Source organism: Streptomyces sp. NPDC031379 (genome assembly GCF_055569615.1).
In genome coordinates this window covers 1-15,263 of the sequence record NZ_JBVIIT010000007.1, presented here as the reverse complement: position 1 = coordinate 15,263, position 15,263 = coordinate 1, and the positions used below count along the sequence as shown (strand labels likewise).

Genomic DNA, 15,263 nt, shown 5'->3' with positions numbered 1-15,263 from the left:
TCCTCAGGTCGTCCACTCCCGGGCCGTTCGCCCCTCGACCGTTCGCCCTCCGGCCGTCTGCCTCCAGGCCGTCGACTCCCGGACCGTCTGTCCCCGGGCCGTCCGTTGCCGGGCCGTCCGTTGCCGGGCCGTCCGTTGCCGGGCCGTCCGTTGCCGGGCCGAGCGGTCCCCGACCGTGCGTCCCAGGCCGTCCGCTTCCGGGCCGTCCACGCTCCCGCCACCCATCCCAGGTCAATCCCCCCAGGCCATCCGCCCTCGGCTGTCCGCCCCAGGTCAACCCCCGACCGTCCGCCCCAGGCCCCCCCAGGCCGCCCCCCGCCGACTCACCCGGCCCCGGCTTGCGAAACCGCCGGTCGCCGTCATGCACCTGCGGGTTTGCCGAATCGGCAACAAACCTCGTGCCCGTCGGGCCATGCCCCGGACCATCGGGTGCCGCCCCCTCCGCACGGGCGTCCAGCACCCGCCGACCCAAGGAGCCTCTCGTGTCCCGCAACGCCGACTGGACCCACCGCCTGGTGTCCTCCCCTGCCGGCCGCCTGCACCTCGTGGAGCAGGGGAGCGGCCCGCTCGTGCTGCTCGTGCACGGGTTCCCGGAGTCGTGGTACGCCTGGCGGCACCAGTTGCCGGCGCTGGCCGGCGCCGGTTACCGCGCGGTGGCGGTCGACGTCCGCGGATACGGCCGCTCCTCCAGGCCGGCGGCCGTGGAGGCGTACCGGATGCTCGACCTGGTCGCGGACAACGTCGCCGTGGTGGAGGCCTTGGAGGAGGAGTCCGCGGTGGTCGTGGGCCACGACTGGGGCGCGAGCATCGCCGCTGCCTCCGCGCTGACCAGGCCCGACGTCTTCCGTGCTGTGGGTCTGCTGGGGGTGCCGTACACCCCGCCCGGTGGCCCGCGGCCCAGTGAGGTCTTCGCGCGGATGGGCGGCGAGGAGGAGTTCTACGTCTCCTACCTCCAGCGGCCGGGCCGGGCGGAGGCGGAGATCGAGCCCGATGTGCGCGGCTGGCTCGCCGGTTTCTACGCGGCCCTGTCCGGCGACACGATGCCCGCGCCGGGCGCCCCGGACCCGCACTTCGTCAGCCGTGGCGGCACCCTGCGGGAACGCTTCCCCACCGGCGCCCGGCCGGCCTGGCTGGGGGAGGACGACCTCGACGTGTACGCGGGGGAGTTCGAGCGGACCGGTATGACCGGGGCGCTGAACCGCTACCGGAACATGGACCGGGACTGGGCGGATCTGGCCGGTCACAGCGGCGCCCCGATCACCCAGCCGTCGCTGTTCGTCGGGGGTGCGCGGGACGCCTCGCTCGCCTGGTTGGCCGACGCCGTCCGGGCGTATCCGAAGACTCTCCCCGGCCTCCTCGGCTCGCACGTCATCGACGGATGCGGCCACTTCGTCCAGCAGGAACGGCCGGACGAGACCAACCGGATCCTCGTCGACTGGCTGGCTTCGCTGCCCGCCTGAGCGCTCGTTCGGCCTGTCGGTCACGCCTCTCCCACCTGTGAGAACGCCCGGCAGGCCGCCCTGGGCCGCCGCCGCCCGCAAGAAATTCCTGTCCGAATCATTGACGCACCCCGGGCCCCTCCGTAACTTGTGCCAGCAAGCGCTTACTTGAAACGATTCATGACGCGGCGACGACGCTGCGGGGAGGGCCCGACTGTGGGAACCAGGAATCTTGAGAGGCGTTCGATCCTGAAGGCGGCCGGTGCCTCGGCGGCCACGCTCGGGCTCGCCGCGACGACCGGCTGCGGCGGCGGAAGCGGTTCCGGCGACGGAACGGTGACGATCCGTTACTCCTGGTGGGGTGCCGAGGAGCGGGCCAAGAAGATCAACCAGACCATCGCGCTCTTCGAGAAGAAGTACCCGAAGATCAAGGTCAAGACCGACTTCCAGACATACCAGTCCTTCTGGGAGAAGTTCCAGACGCAGGCCGCCGGCGGAAATCCCCCGGACGTTTTCCAGAACGCCGTCACCTTTCTTCGGAAGTACGACAAGCGAGGAATTCTCCTCGACCTCAAGCCCCAGGTTCAGGCGGGCAATCTGAGCCTGGATCACTTCCGCGCGGACGTCACGAAGGTGGGCGAGGTCGACGGCAAGCAGCTCGGCATTCCCGTCGGCTCCAACACCATGGCGCTCGTCATCGACAAGAAGGTCTTCCGGAAGGCGGGCGTCGATCCGCAGGAGGGCTGGACCTGGGACGAGTACTTCAAGGCCCTGAAGACGGTGCACGACAGGACGAAGGTCCCCGGGGACACCGGCTACTTCACCATCATGTACCTGTACGACCTCTACCTCCGGCAGAACGGCAAGGCGTTCTTCACCCAGGACGGACTCGGCTTCGACCAGGCCGACCTGACGGAGTGGTGGACCGACGGCTACAACCGCGTCAAGGCCGGCATCGTCACCGACCCGAAGGTGGTCTCCCAGGACCAGCCGAAGTCCTCGCTCTCCGCCGGCCACGGCGCCTCGGAGTTCACCTGGGACAACTTCACCGTCCGTTACTCGGCGGAGGGCGACAGCACCTACGGCCTCGCCCCGATCCCCACCACGGACGGCAAGCAGACCGGCCAGTACCTCGCCTCCCTGATGCTCAGCGCCTCCGCCCGCACCTCGCACCCCAAGGAAGTCGCCCAGTTCATCGACTTCATGGTCCACGACCCCGAGGTCGGCAAGATCATGGGCTACGACCGGGGCATCCTGGCCGGCACCGAGCAGTACGAGGCGTACGAGCCGACCGACGCGGTGAACAAGGAGATCGCGCAGTACGAGGTCGACACCGCGAAGGCCGGTGTCCTCGGCACGATCACCCCGCACCCCTCCGGTGCCGACACCATCGAGGCCGCCTTCCTGCGCGTCGGCGGGGACCTCGGACAGGGCAAGACGAAGGTCGCGGACGCGGTGAAGCAGTTCTTCACCGAGTCCGAGGCCGCATTCCAGGCCTGATGGGAAGTGCCGTGACGCTCGTCAAGGACTCCGTGCCCGCGACCCCCAGGACGCGCTCGGCCGCCACCGCCACCGCGGGGCGGCCGGGCCGCCGGCGGGAGAACCTCGCCGGCTACCTCTTCATGTCCCCGTGGATCGCCGGCTTCCTGCTGCTGACCGCGGGCCCGATGGTCGCCTCGCTGTACTTCGCGTTCACCGACTACAACCTCTTCAACACCCCGAAGTGGGTCGGGTTCGACAACTTCACCAAGATGTTCGACGACCCGAGATGGCAGAAGTCGGTGGAGGTGACGGCCAAGTACGTCGTCATCGGCACCCCGCTGAAGCTGCTCCTCGCGCTCGGCGTCGCCCTGCTGCTCGCGCAGAGCCGACGAGGTCAGGCCTTCTACCGGGCCGCCTTCTACGCGCCCTCACTCATCGGCGCGAGCGTCTCGGTCGGCTTCGTGTGGCGCTCCCTCTTCTCCGACGGCGCGATCGTGGACCGTACCCAGTCCTTCCTCGGCTTCCCCGTGGGCGGCTGGGTGGGCAACGCCGACTGGGTGCTCTACTGCCTGGTCGCGCTGACCGTCTGGCAGTTCGGCGCGCCCATGGTCATCTTCCTGGCCGGGCTCAAACAGGTGCCCAGGGAGCTGTACGAGGCCGCCGAGATGGACGGCGCCGGCCCCTTCCGGAAGTTCTGGAACATCACCCTGCCGATGATCTCCCCGGTGCTGTTCTTCAACGTGCTCCTGGAGACCATCCACTCCTTCCAGATCTTCGGCTCGGCCTACGTCGTCTCCAACACCTACTGCGGTCCGGCGGACGCCACGCTCGTCTACACCTGCTACCTCTACCAGCAGGGCTTCAAGAACTCCCAGATGGGCTTCGCCTCCGCGATGGCCTGGATGCTGCTGCTTGCCGTGGCCCTGGTGACGGCCGTCCTCTTCTGGTCCCAGAAGAAGTGGGTGCACTACGAGGAGGGCGCCCGATGAGCGCGACCACCACCAAGCCCGCCGTCCTCGACCGCCGGCGCACCGGGTCCCTCGCCTGGCACCTCGGCGCCCTGCTGATCCTCGCCGTCATCCTCTATCCGGTGCTCTGGGTCGTCGGCGCCTCGTTCAAGCCCAGCAAGGACATCATCAACAGCCTCACGCTGTTCCCGTCCCACCCGATCCTGTCCAATTTCAAGGGCCTCGCCGACGGCATAGCGGACATCTCGATCTGGACGTTCTTCCAGAACTCCCTCTTCTACGCGCTCGGTGCCGTCGTCGGCGTCCTGATCTCCTGCTCGCTGACCGCGTACGCCTTCGCGCGCGTCGACTTCGCCGGGCGCAACCTGCTCTTCTCCCTCATGATCGGCACGCTCCTGCTGCCGTACCACGTGCTGCTGATCCCGCAGTACGTGATGTTCCAGAAGCTGGGCTGGATCAACACCTACGCCCCGCTGCTGATCGGCAAGTTCCTCGCCACCGAGGCCTTCTTCGTCTTCCTCATGGTGCAGTTCATGCGCAACCTGCCCCGTGAACTGGACGAGGCCGCCCGCCTCGACGGCTGCGGACACCTGCGCATCTACTGGTCGATCGTGCTGCCCCTGTGCCGGCCCGCCCTGATCACCAGCGCGATCTTCACCTTCATCAACGCCTGGAACGACTTCATGGGCCCGCTGATCTACCTGAACGAGCCCGGCAAGTACACCGTCTCCCTCGGCCTGATGATGTTCCGCGACTCCGACGGCGTGGCCGCCAACTACGGCGGCATGATCGCCATGTCATTGGTGGCGCTGCTGCCGGTGTTGCTGTTCTTCCTCGCCTTCCAGCGCTATCTGATCGACGGCATGGCCACCTCCGGACTGAAGGGCTGAGGCGGTCACCATGGCCGACGTGCGCGTGAAGGCACGCAAGGAGTACGTGCTCGCCGAGCGTTTCGGGATCTTCGCCGAGTGTCTGCTGACCGGTGTGTGGATCGCGGTGGCCTCGCTGGGCGTGGTCACCTACCCTGCCGCGTTCGCCGCCGGCGCCCGGCACCTGCGCCGTCGTGCGGGGCACCAGGGCGGCGGCCTGCGGGAGTTCACCGCCGACTTCCGGGCCGCCCTGCGCGGGGGCTGGGCGGTCGGCATCGGCGGGTGGGTCGCCGTGGCCCTGGTCCGGGTGGACGTGACCGCCGTGCGGGCCGGGCTGCCCGGCGGGCCGCTGATGGGGGCCGCAGGACTGTTCGCGCTGCTCGGACTCGTCGTGACCGGGCTGCGCGCGGCGGCCGTCTGGGCGCCGGGGGACCGCTGGCGCGCGCTGCTCGCCGAGGCGGGCCGCCGTACGGTCCTCGACCCGGCCGGATCCTTCCTGCTCGTCGGCGGTGTGGCCCTCACCCTCGGCTCCGCCCTGCTCATCGCACCGCTGGCGGTCCCCGTGCTCGGAGCCGTCGCGGCGGCGGCCGTCGCCGTGGAGGAGCGGTACCGGCGCCGCTGAGGCGGCAGTGCCCCCGTTCAGGGCCGGTGCCCTCGGCGCCGCGCCTCTGTCTGTCATGCCCCTGACCACTCGCTTGGAACAAAGACGTCCCGCACGGAGAGGAAAGGCCATGTCCCCCATCCCCCGCAGGTCCCTTCTCAAGGCCGCCGCGGCCGCCGGAGCCGCCGCCCAGTTCAGCTGGGCCCTAGGAGCGAAGGACGCCGCGGCCGCGCCGGGAGCCGCGGCCGACGGCGCCGACCCGGTGACCCTCGACTGGCTGGAGGACGGCGGCCTCGGCGCGGCCCCCGGCTCCACGGTCGGCGTGCCCTGGCCCATGGGTGCCTTTCAGAAGGACCAGACCTTCGCGCTCACGGACGCCGACGGCAAGGACGTCCCCGTACAGACCTGGCCGCTCGCCTACTGGCCCGACGGCTCCCTGAAGTGGACCGCCCACGCGGTCGGTTCGGGCTCGGGCAAGCTCACCCTGACCGCCGGCACGCCCGCGGCACCGGAGAAGAAGATCACCGTCGACGAGAGCGGCGGCACCATCGACGTGTCCACCGGTGTCATCACCGCGAAGATCGGCAAGAACGGCTCGACGCTCATCAGATCGGTCACCCGCGGGTCCACCGAGATCGCCAGGAACGGCAGGCTCGTCCTCGTCCGGCAGCCCGAGATCGAGGACGGGGACCAGGGAACGGTGAAGACCGAGCGCTTCGACGGCGTGATCGGCGAGGTCACCGTCGAGCAGGACGGCCCGGTCCGTGCCGTGGTCCGCATCGACGGCAAGCACCGCAAGGGTGACCGCGGCCTGCTGCCGTTCTCCGTCCGTCTGTACTTCTACGCCGGCTCCGACTCCTTCCGGATGGTGCACACCATCACCTACGACGGCACGCAGGAGCCCGGCAGGGCGAGCGGTGACTTCATCCGCGGGCTCGGCGTCCGCTTCACCGTGCCGATGCGGGACGCGGCCTACGACCGGCACATCCGCATCGGCGGCGAGGGCACCGGCCTGCTGCGGGAGGCCGTCCAGGGGATCACCGGCCTGCGCCGCGACCCGGGCGCCGCCGTCCAGGCGGCCCAGTACGAAGGCAGGAAGCTTCCCGACCCGGCCACCTGGGACCAGCGCGTCACCACCCGCCTGCAGTACATCCCGCACTGGGGCGACCACACCCTCTCCCAGCTCTCCGCCGACGGCTTCACCGTGCGCAAGCGCACCAAGAAGGGCCACGGCTGGATCGGCGCCGGCGGCGGCAGGCGGGCCTCCGGCTTCGGGTACGTCGGCGGCGCGAGCGGCGGTCTCTCCTTCGGCCTCAGGGACTTCTGGGAGAAGTTCCCCGCCCAGCTCGACATCCGCGACGCCCACACCGACGAGGCCACCGTCACCCTCTGGCTCTGGTCGCCCGAGGCCCAGCCCATGGACCTGCGCTTCTACCACGACGGCATGGGCCAGGACACCTACGCCGAACAGCTCGAAGGCCTCAACATCACCTACGAGGACTACGAGCCGGAGTTCGGCACCCCGTACGGCATCGCCCGCACCTCCGAACTCCTCTTCTGGGCCGACGAGTCCACGCCCGCGGCCGAGACCCTCGCGGCCCAGGTGAAGGCCGTCCGGACCCTGCCGCAGCTCGCCGCCCCGCCCAGGCAGCTCATCAAGGCCAAGGTCTTCGGTCCCGGCCTCTACTCCGAGCCGGACCGCTCCACCGCCGCCAAGGCGAAGATCGAGGACCACCTCGACTTCCTCTTCACCTACTACAAGGACCAGGTGGAGATGCGCCGGTGGTACGGCTTCTGGGACTACGGCGACATCATGCACACCTACGACTCGGCACGGCACGTGTGGCGGTACGACATCGGGGGCTACGCCTGGGACAACTCCGAGCTGTCGCCCGACCTGTGGCTTTGGTACGCGTACCTCAGGAGCGGCCGATCGGACATCTTCCGCTTCGCCGAGGCGATGACCCGGCACACCGGCGAGGTCGACGTCTACCACCTCGGCAAGTGGGCGGGTCTCGGCACCAGGCACGGCGTCCAGCACTTCGCGGACAGCGCCAAGCAGCAGCGCATCGCCAACACGACGTACCGGCGCTTCTACTACTTCCTCACCGCCGACGAACGCGTCGGCGACCTCATGCGCGCCAACGTCGACTCCGACGAGACGTTCCTCGTCCTCGACCCGCAGCGCAAGGTCCGCACCGACCCCTACACCCCCGACCCGCACGCCCTGTCCATCGGCTTCGGCACCGACTGGAGCGGCCTGGTCTCGGCCTGGCTCACCGAGTGGGAACGCAAGGGCCCCCAGTGGGAGAAGGCCAAGGCACGAGTTCTGTCCACCATGGAGACCATCGCCGCCCAGCCCAACGGCTTCGTCCAGGGCAGCGGCCTGTACGACATCGACACCGGCAGGTTCGCCGTCGCCGACAAGCCGGCGGTGTCCGTCTCGCACCTCTCCGCCGTCTTCGGTCTCAACGAGCTGTGCGCGGAGCTGATCCACCTGGTCGACATGCCCGACTTCAAGGAGGCCTACCTGGACTACTGCCGATACTTCAACGCCACCAAGGCGGAACAGGCGGCCCGTTACGGCTCCGACTTCGGCACACTGCTGCTCTTCCAGGGGCATTCGCGCCTCGACGCCTACGCCGCCGTACAGACCGGTGACGCCGCGCTCGCCAGGCGCGCCTGGACCAAGTTCTACAGCTCCGACGGCTACACCGAGTCCTCGCCGTGGAAGACCGAGAAGCTGACCGGACCGGCCACCCTGGTCGAGGGCGGCGAGGCGAGCTGGGTGTCCACCAACGACACCGCCCTCTATGGCCTCGCGGCCATCGAGAACCTGGCCCTGCTCGGCGACAGGATGCCGTCGTAGCAGGTGAGGGGAGCGCCGTCGCACGGGCGGCGGCGCTCGTCCCCCGAGTGTGGTCCGCGTCACGGCATGGCGCATGAGTACGCGTACTCAGATTTATGCGTCCGGCGGGGCACACTCGGCCCATGGACCGGAACCACTACCGCTTCCGCAGCCTGTGGTCCCTGCCCGCCCCGCCGGCCGCCGTGTACGCGGCGCTGGAGCGGCCCGAGGACTATCCCCGCTGGTGGCCACAGGTGCGGGCGGTGACCCGGCTGCACGACGGCACCGGCGTCCTCACCATCCGCTCCGTGCTGCCCTACGCCCTGACCTTCACCGCACGTCAGACGCGGCGCGATCCGGCCGCCGGGGTGCTGGAGGTCGCCGTGTCGGGTGACATCGAGGGGTGGGCCCGCTGGACGGTCACACCGGACGAAGCGGGCACCCTGGCCCGGTACGACCAGGTCGTCGACGTGACCAAGCCCCTGCTCAGACGGCTGGCCGTGCCGGGACGCCCCGTCTTTCGGGCCAACCACCGGCTGATGATGGCCGCCGGACGGCGCGGGCTGCTGCGGTACCTCGAAGCGGTTTGAAGTCATACCCGGGGGACCTGTATTGTTCAGTGCGTTCCCGGGCGATTAGCTCAGTGGGAGAGCGCTTCGTTCACACCGAAGAGGTCACTGGTTCGAACCCAGTATCGCCCACCGGGAAAGAGCCGGTCCGCAAACCGCGGGCCGGCTCTTCCGCTTCCCGGCGCACCCCTACGCCGCCGCCGGCAGCTCCGGCCGCAGGGGCCACTCCGTGCTGACGATCTCCTCCGAGCCGCTGCGCGCGAACCACGCCTGGAGGCCGCGCGCCTGTGCCGCGTGCCAGTTGGCCTGGAGCGTGTGCAGGTCGGCGGGGGAGAGGCGCTCGAGCCGGGCCGCGAAACGGCGGCCCAGGGCCCGTACGACGTCCAGCGCGGCCAGCGCGTCCGCCGCCGCGTCGTGCGCGTCCTGCAGCGTCACCTCGTAGTGCGCGCACAGGTCGGTCAGCGTGCGGCGGCCCTTGCGGTAGCGGTCCAGATGCTTGTCCAGCACGCGCGGGTCCAGCACCCTGAGCGGCACCGACTCGAACCAGCGGTCCAGCGACGACGCCCGGTGCCGGCGCAACTCCCGGTCCAGCAGCGTCAGATCGAACGGCGCGTTCATCACCACCAGCGGCCGCCCCATCGCCGCGTGCTCGGCCAGCTGCTCGGCTATCTCGTACATCACCGGCGCCGGCCAGCGGCCGTTGCGCTGCAGGTGCTCCTCCGTCAGCCCATGCACCGCCGTCGCCGCCTCCGGCACCGGCACACCCGGGTTCACCAGCCAGCGGACGATCCGCGGCCGGGTGCCCGGCGCGTCCTGGACGACGACGGCGGCCGACACGATCCGGTCGGTCTCGACGTCCACGCCCGTCGTCTCCGTGTCGAAGGCGGCCAGCGGCCCCTCGTACCAGGTCGTCATCCCCATCCAACTCCTCGTTCACCCAGTGCAGATGACGTTCCGTCTTCTGCCTGTTTGGTGATACCCGGGCCGTTTGCGCGGTACGCCGGAAGGAGACAACAGGAGTACGGGTCTTTGCAGTTCAGCGGCCCACAGCGGGGAAACCCCTGGCTTGGAAGGCTGTTGGTCATGGCCATTGCGCAGCCCGAGCGGGGCGGGCTGCTGCCCGACCGCACGGGTCCCCTCCGCGGCACGCTCGCCACCACCGCCTGCATGGAGACACTGCAGGTCGGCTATCTGCACGCGGTCGCCGCCGCGGCCGGCTGCTCGCTGTCCCAGCCCTTTCCGGACAACGGCATCGACTGGCACGTCAGCCACAGCGCGCCGTCACACGCCGTCGACGACGAGATCACCATCAAGGTGCAGCTGAAGGCCACCTACCAGGTCCCGCCCAACCCGCCGGGGAGCTTTTTCTCCTTCACCCTCGACAACGACCATCTGCGCAAGCTCGCCCGCACGCCCGTCTCGGTGCACAAGATCCTGGTCGTCATGCTCGTGCCGCGCTCCCAGGGCGACTGGCTGCGCGCCGGCCACGACCGGCTCGACCTCCGGCACTGCTGCTACTGGATCAACCTCGCCGGCCACCCCGTCACCGGCCGGCATCGGACCACCGTGCGGATACCGACCTCACGCATCTTCGACGACCGGGCGCTGTGCGAGATCATGACGCGGGTCGGGACGGGAGGCAGGCCATGAGAAGCCGTCCCCACGAGGAGCCGGTCCGGCAGGTCCGGCCGCACCCCGGCGAACCGCCCTGGAACCGCCCGCCGGAGCCCGCCGAGGTCGACCCCACCGTGCTCGGTGCCCTGCTGCACCGGCACGGCTGGCAGCGGCGCGGCGGCGCGGCCGGGCGCTACGGCCGCTGGACCCCACCGGGGCCCGGCGGCGGCGGGACCAGCCTGCTCGTGCCGGAGAGCCGCGCCTTCCCCGACAGCGACGACCTGCTCGGCGAGGCCCTCGACGCCCTCTCCCGCAGCGACACCCCCTCCGCCCACGAGGTGCTGATCGCCCTCGCCGTCCCGAGCGACGAGATCCGCTGGTGGCGGGACACCCCGAGCGGACCCGTCGGCGCCGCCCCCTGGACGGCCGACGAGCAACTGCGCGGCGCCGCCCGCCGGCTGCTGCTCGCCGCCGCCCTCGCCACGCGCGCGCGGGCCGGCTACCACGGCGCCCGGCACCGCAGGCCGGCCGCCGCCCTCCTCGAGGACGTCCTCGTCGGCCCCGCCGCAGGGGGCCGCACCGTGACCGCGTTCGTGCCCGTGCCCGCCGGCCGCGTGCTCGCCGTCCGCCTCCACCAGGCCCTGTACGCGGCCCGCGAGGCGATCGACTACCAGCGGGCCACCGGCGGCATGGACGCGTTCGACGGTGCTGTCGAGGCCGGTGTCAGCCGCGAGCTGGCCGAGGCGCTCACCGCGCTCGTCCGGGGCACCGAGGGGGCCCGCGTCGCCGTCGCCTGGGCTCCCGGCGCCGGCGTCCCCGAGGGCTGCGCCGGCTCCGCCGAACCCGTCGAGTTCTCACCCGGCGACCTGCCCGTCCTGCGCGAGGCCGCGGCCCGCTACCTGCGTGACGAGCCCTCCGTGCCGGTCAGGATCACCGGCGCCGTCGTCCGCATGCGCCGCTCCGGACCCGGCGGCGAGGGCACCGTACGCCTGCGCGTCCTCGCCGGCGCCGAGGTCCCGCACCTCCGCGTCACCCTGGACGAGGCGGACTACCGCGTCGCCGGCCACGCCCACCTCGTCGGACTGCCGGTGCGCGTGCAGGGCCGGCTGGAGCGCCGGGGCGGCTTCCGCAGGCTCACCGGCGCCTGCGGGGTCGTACCCCTGCAGGTGGACGACGCCGAGCGGGACCGGCTGATGAAGTCCCTGGGGGAGACCGACGAGGAAGGCGCCTTCTTCGAGGAGGCGTGCGGGGAGGCGTACGAGGACGGCGACTGAGGCGTACGGGGAGCGACCGAGTCCTACGGGGAGCGACCGCGTCCTACGGGGACGGGGACCGAGCCGTACGAGACCGGGACCCGGGGTGTGAGGGGTCGGGTACCGAGGGTGGCCGTTTCGCCGTCGGCGCCGTCGGGTCGGTACGATCGCCTGTGCGCGCGCTCCTGGTATGGCGCCGCACCCCACCTTCAGTCAGGAGAGACCGGTGTCAGACGTCCGTGTGATCATCCAGCGCGATTCCGAGCGGGAAGAACGTGTGGTGACGACGGGCACTACGGCCGCCGACCTCTTCGCGGGCGAGCGCTCGATCATCGCCGCGCGCGTGGGCGGCGAGCTGAAGGACCTCGCGTACGCGCTGTCCGACGGTGACGAGGTCGAGGGTGTCGAGATCTCGTCCGAGGACGGCCTGAACATCCTGCGCCACTCCACCGCGCACGTCATGGCGCAGGCCGTGCAGGAGCTGTTCCCCGAGGCCAAGCTGGGCATCGGCCCGCCCGTCAAGGACGGCTTCTACTACGACTTCGACGTCGAGAAGCCGTTCACGCCCGAGGATCTCAAGGCCATCGAGAAGAAGATGCAGGAGATCCAGAAGCGCGGGCAGAAGTTCGCCCGCCGCGTCGTCACCGACGAGGCCGCCCGCGAGGAGCTTGCGGGCGAGCCGTACAAGCTGGAGCTGATCGGCCTCAAGGGTTCGGCGTCGCACGACGACGGCGCGGACGTGGAGGTCGGCGCCGGCGAGCTGACGATCTACGACAACCTGGACGCCAAGACCGGCGAGCTGTGCTGGAAGGACCTCTGCCGTGGTCCGCACCTGCCCTCGACCCGGCTCATCCCGGCGTTCAAGCTGATGCGCAACGCGGCCGCCTACTGGCGCGGCAGCGAGAAGAACCCGATGCTCCAGCGCATCTACGGCACCGCCTGGCCGTCCAAGGACGAGCTGAAGGGGTACCTGGACTTCCTCGCCGAGGCGGAGAAGCGCGACCACCGCAAGCTGGGCAACGAACTCGACCTGTTCTCCATCCCCGAGCAGATCGGCTCCGGCCTCGCCGTCTTCCACCCCAAGGGCGGCATCGTCCGCCGCGTGATGGAGGACTACTCGCGCCGCCGGCACGAGGAAGAGGGCTACGAGTTCGTCTACACCCCGCACGCGACGAAGGGGAAGCTCTTCGAGACGTCCGGGCACCTGGACTGGTACGCCGAGGGCATGTACCCGCCCATGCAGCTCGACGAGGGCGTGGACTACTACCTCAAGCCCATGAACTGCCCGATGCACAACCTGATCTTCGACGCGCGCGGCCGCTCCTACCGCGAACTGCCGCTGCGCCTCTTCGAGTTCGGGACCGTGTACCGGTACGAGAAGTCGGGCGTCGTGCACGGCCTGACCCGTGCCCGCGGCTTCACCCAGGACGACGCGCACATCTACTGCACCCGTGAGCAGATGTCCGACGAGCTGGACAAGACGCTCACCTTCGTCCTGAACCTGCTGCGCGACTACGGCCTGACCGACTTCTACCTGGAGCTGTCCACCAAGGACCCGGAGAAGTTCGTCGGCTCCGACGAGGTCTGGGAAGAGGCGACCGAGACCCTGCGCCAGGTCGCCGAGAAGCAGGGCCTGCCCCTCGTGCCCGACCCGGGCGGCGCCGCCTTCTACGGCCCGAAGATCTCCGTCCAGGCCAAGGACGCGATCGGCCGCACCTGGCAGATGTCGACCATCCAGCTCGACTTCAACCTGCCCGAGCGGTTCAACCTCGAGTACACCGGCCCCGACGGCTCCAAGCAGCGCCCGGTCATGATCCACCGCGCCCTGTTCGGCTCCATCGAGCGGTTCTTCGCCGTCCTCCTCGAGCACTACGCGGGCGCCTTCCCGGCCTGGCTCGCCCCGGTGCAGGCGATCGGCATCCCGATCGGCGACGCGCACGTGGAGTACCTGGAGAAGTTCGCGGCCGCGGCCAAGAAGCAGGGCCTGCGCGTCGAGGTGGACTCCTCCTCGGACCGCATGCAGAAGAAGATCCGCAACGCCCAGAAGCAGAAGGTGCCCTTCATGGTCATCGCGGGCGACGAGGACATGTCGAACGGCTCGGTGTCCTTCCGCTACCGCGACGGCTCCCAGGAGAACGGCATCCCGTTCGACGAGGCCATCGCCAAGATCGCCAAGGTCGTGGAGGAGCGGACCCAGGTCTGAACCGCCCGTACCTGAAAGCCCCCGGGATCACCGTCCCGGGGGCTTTCCCACGTCGCCCTCGCGGGAGAACGTCTGCATCAGCCACGACGAGAACGAACCCGTCACCGCGCCGAGCAGGCCCAGCCCGCAGGCCATCATCCCCATCGCGATCGTCCGGCCGAGGGTGGTGACCGGAGTGATGTCGCCGTAGCCGACCGTGCTGAGGGTCGAGGCGGCCCACCACAGGGCGTCCCCGAACGTGCGCATGGTGGCGCCCGGCGCCCCACGCTCCTGCTGGTAGACCGCGAGGGCGCCGGAGAAGCCGAGCAGCAGCGTGGACAGGCTCGCGTAGGCGATCACGCGTGCGTACAGGGTGAGCCGGGGCTCACCCTGCCGGCGCTGGATGACGTCGTAGAGCGGGACGATCCGCAGCGGGCGCAGCAGCGGCAGGAGAACCACCACCGTGTGCAGGAAGTGCGTGGTGACGAAGCGCAGGAAGCGCTGCCCGCCGAGACGCCAGCGCACCACGTAGTCCACCGCGAACAGCAGCCAGAGCACGAGCATCGCGGCCCCGCACAGGTTCCGCCAGCCGGACGGCAGCGTCACGGCCAGGACACGGGTGGCATAGGCGGCCGTGAAGACCAGTGACCCCGCGAAGAGGGGGATCTCCGTGCGCTGTTCCCAGCGAACCGCAAGGCTGTCGTCGTCCACCGGCCAAGCTTGGCCGGAGACCGTCCCCCGGGAGCCCCGGCGACACGCCGGGAACGGGCGAAGCCATATGCTGCCTAGCATGACGAGTGAGCCGGAGCAGCAGATCGGAGTGGGGACGCAGGACGCGTTCCAGCGCCTGTGGACGCCCCACCGGATGGCCTACATCCAGGGCGAGAACAAGCCGACCGGCCCGGGGGCCGACGACGGCTGCCCCTTCTGCTCGATCCCGGCCAAGTCCGACGAGGACGGGCTGATCGTGCGGCGCGGCGAGCACGTGTACGCGGTCCTCAACCTCTACCCGTACAACGGTGGCCACCTGATGACCGTGCCCTACCGGCACGTGGCCGACTACACCGATCTGACCGGTCCGGAGACCGCCGAGCTGGCCGAGCTGACCAAGCAGGCGATGACGGCCTTGCGCACCGCCTCCGGCGCGCACGGCTTCAACATCGGTATGAACCAGGGCACGGTGGCGGGCGCCGGCATCGCCGCCCACCTGCACCAGCACATCGTCCCGCGCTGGGGCGGCGACACGAACTTCATGCCGGTGGTCGGCCACACCAAGGTGCTGCCGCAGCTGCTGGCGGACACCAGGAAGATGCTGGCGGAGGCCTGGCCGGAATGAACGGCCCAGGGGGGGGGGGGGGGGGGGGGGGGGGGGGGGGGGGGGGGGGGGGGGGGGGGGGGGGGGGGGGGGGGGGGGGGGGGGGGGGGGGGGGGGGGGGGG

Annotated in this window: 13 protein-coding genes and 1 tRNA gene; 12 read left to right on the top strand and 2 right to left on the bottom strand. The window is 70.4% G+C overall.

Translation table 11 applies throughout. From position 1 onward, the window contains the following. Positions 1 to 482: 482 nt before the first annotated feature. The 8 genes from ACZ5CW_RS11860 (at position 483) to ACZ5CW_RS11825 (ending at position 8,908) form a co-directional block, all read left to right on the top strand. On the top strand, positions 483 to 1,460 hold the full coding sequence (locus tag ACZ5CW_RS11860; protein WP_468600167.1) for an alpha/beta fold hydrolase: 978 nt from the start codon (positions 483 to 485) through the stop codon (positions 1,458 to 1,460). Positions 1,461 to 1,655: 195 nt separating this feature from the next. Further along, positions 1,656 to 2,939, top strand: coding sequence for an ABC transporter substrate-binding protein (locus ACZ5CW_RS11855; RefSeq protein WP_468600166.1), 1,284 nt, complete (start codon positions 1,656 to 1,658; stop codon positions 2,937 to 2,939). 11 nt (positions 2,940 to 2,950) lie between these two features. Further along, a complete protein-coding gene (locus ACZ5CW_RS11850) occupies positions 2,951 to 3,910 on the top strand; it encodes a carbohydrate ABC transporter permease (protein ID WP_468600165.1) in 960 nt (319 codons plus the stop codon). Further along, positions 3,907 to 4,779, top strand: coding sequence for a carbohydrate ABC transporter permease (locus ACZ5CW_RS11845; protein WP_468600164.1), 873 nt, complete (start codon positions 3,907 to 3,909; stop codon positions 4,777 to 4,779). The genes ACZ5CW_RS11850 and ACZ5CW_RS11845 overlap by 4 nt, the downstream gene beginning before the upstream one ends. Before the next feature lie 10 nt (positions 4,780 to 4,789). Beyond that, entirely contained in the window at positions 4,790 to 5,380 is a 591-nt protein-coding gene (locus ACZ5CW_RS11840) for a hypothetical protein (RefSeq protein ID WP_468600163.1), read from the top strand. 109 nt (positions 5,381 to 5,489) lie between these two features. Next, a complete protein-coding gene (locus ACZ5CW_RS11835; protein WP_468600162.1) occupies positions 5,490 to 8,228 on the top strand; it encodes an exo-rhamnogalacturonan lyase family protein in 2,739 nt (912 codons plus the stop codon). 122 nt (positions 8,229 to 8,350) lie between these two features. Next, complete coding sequence (locus ACZ5CW_RS11830) at positions 8,351 to 8,797, top strand: SRPBCC family protein (protein WP_468600161.1); 447 nt, start codon at positions 8,351 to 8,353, stop codon at positions 8,795 to 8,797. Positions 8,798 to 8,836: 39 nt separating this feature from the next. Next, positions 8,837 to 8,908: transfer RNA gene (locus ACZ5CW_RS11825), tRNA-Val, on the top strand. 57 nt (positions 8,909 to 8,965) lie between these two features. Here the strand turns inward: ACZ5CW_RS11825 and ACZ5CW_RS11820 are convergent. Further along, the gene (locus ACZ5CW_RS11820; RefSeq protein ID WP_468600160.1) at positions 8,966 to 9,691 is read right to left on the bottom strand and encodes an exonuclease domain-containing protein; all 726 of its coding nucleotides are present in this window, start codon (positions 9,689 to 9,691) and stop codon (positions 8,966 to 8,968) included. 168 nt (positions 9,692 to 9,859) lie between these two features. Here ACZ5CW_RS11820 and ACZ5CW_RS11815 point away from each other — a divergent pair, with 168 nt between their 5' ends. The 3 genes from ACZ5CW_RS11815 to thrS all read left to right on the top strand — a co-directional run bounded on the left by ACZ5CW_RS11815 (position 9,860) and on the right by thrS (position 13,846). Then, on the top strand, positions 9,860 to 10,426 hold the full coding sequence (locus ACZ5CW_RS11815) for a DUF4365 domain-containing protein (protein ID WP_468600159.1): 567 nt from the start codon (positions 9,860 to 9,862) through the stop codon (positions 10,424 to 10,426). Then, the gene (locus ACZ5CW_RS11810) at positions 10,423 to 11,664 is read left to right on the top strand and encodes a hypothetical protein (RefSeq protein ID WP_468600158.1); all 1,242 of its coding nucleotides are present in this window, start codon (positions 10,423 to 10,425) and stop codon (positions 11,662 to 11,664) included. The genes ACZ5CW_RS11815 and ACZ5CW_RS11810 overlap by 4 nt, the downstream gene beginning before the upstream one ends. A gap of 205 nt (positions 11,665 to 11,869) precedes the next feature. Continuing rightward, the gene (gene thrS, locus ACZ5CW_RS11805) at positions 11,870 to 13,846 is read left to right on the top strand and encodes a threonine--tRNA ligase (RefSeq protein ID WP_468600157.1); all 1,977 of its coding nucleotides are present in this window, start codon (positions 11,870 to 11,872) and stop codon (positions 13,844 to 13,846) included. A gap of 27 nt (positions 13,847 to 13,873) precedes the next feature. On the opposite strand, the gene ACZ5CW_RS11800 is transcribed toward thrS, so the two are convergent. After that, complete coding sequence (locus ACZ5CW_RS11800; RefSeq protein ID WP_468600156.1) at positions 13,874 to 14,536, bottom strand: potassium channel family protein; 663 nt, start codon at positions 14,534 to 14,536, stop codon at positions 13,874 to 13,876. A 67-nt stretch (positions 14,537 to 14,603) separates the two neighbouring features. Between ACZ5CW_RS11800 and ACZ5CW_RS11795 the strand changes: the two genes are divergently transcribed. Continuing rightward, complete coding sequence (locus ACZ5CW_RS11795; RefSeq protein ID WP_468600155.1) at positions 14,604 to 15,161, top strand: HIT family protein; 558 nt, start codon at positions 14,604 to 14,606, stop codon at positions 15,159 to 15,161. Positions 15,162 to 15,263 lie beyond the last annotated feature (102 nt).

What these genes read in the sequence shown, in the direction of transcription:
- ACZ5CW_RS11810 (WP_468600158.1), top strand. Translation starts at nt 10,423, where the DNA reads ATGAGAAGCCGTCCCCACGAGGAGCCGGTCCGGCAGGTCCGGCCGCAC.
- ACZ5CW_RS11820 (WP_468600160.1), bottom strand. Translation starts at nt 9,691, where the DNA reads ATGACGACCTGGTACGAGGGGCCGCTGGCCGCCTTCGACACGGAGACG.
- ACZ5CW_RS11830 (WP_468600161.1), top strand. Translation starts at nt 8,351, where the DNA reads ATGGACCGGAACCACTACCGCTTCCGCAGCCTGTGGTCCCTGCCCGCC.
- ACZ5CW_RS11845 (WP_468600164.1), top strand. Translation starts at nt 3,907, where the DNA reads ATGAGCGCGACCACCACCAAGCCCGCCGTCCTCGACCGCCGGCGCACC.
- ACZ5CW_RS11840 (WP_468600163.1), top strand. Translation starts at nt 4,790, where the DNA reads ATGGCCGACGTGCGCGTGAAGGCACGCAAGGAGTACGTGCTCGCCGAG.
- ACZ5CW_RS11815 (WP_468600159.1), top strand. Translation starts at nt 9,860, where the DNA reads ATGGCCATTGCGCAGCCCGAGCGGGGCGGGCTGCTGCCCGACCGCACG.
- ACZ5CW_RS11795 (WP_468600155.1), top strand. Translation starts at nt 14,604, where the DNA reads ATGCTGCCTAGCATGACGAGTGAGCCGGAGCAGCAGATCGGAGTGGGG.
- ACZ5CW_RS11835 (WP_468600162.1), top strand. Translation starts at nt 5,490, where the DNA reads ATGTCCCCCATCCCCCGCAGGTCCCTTCTCAAGGCCGCCGCGGCCGCC.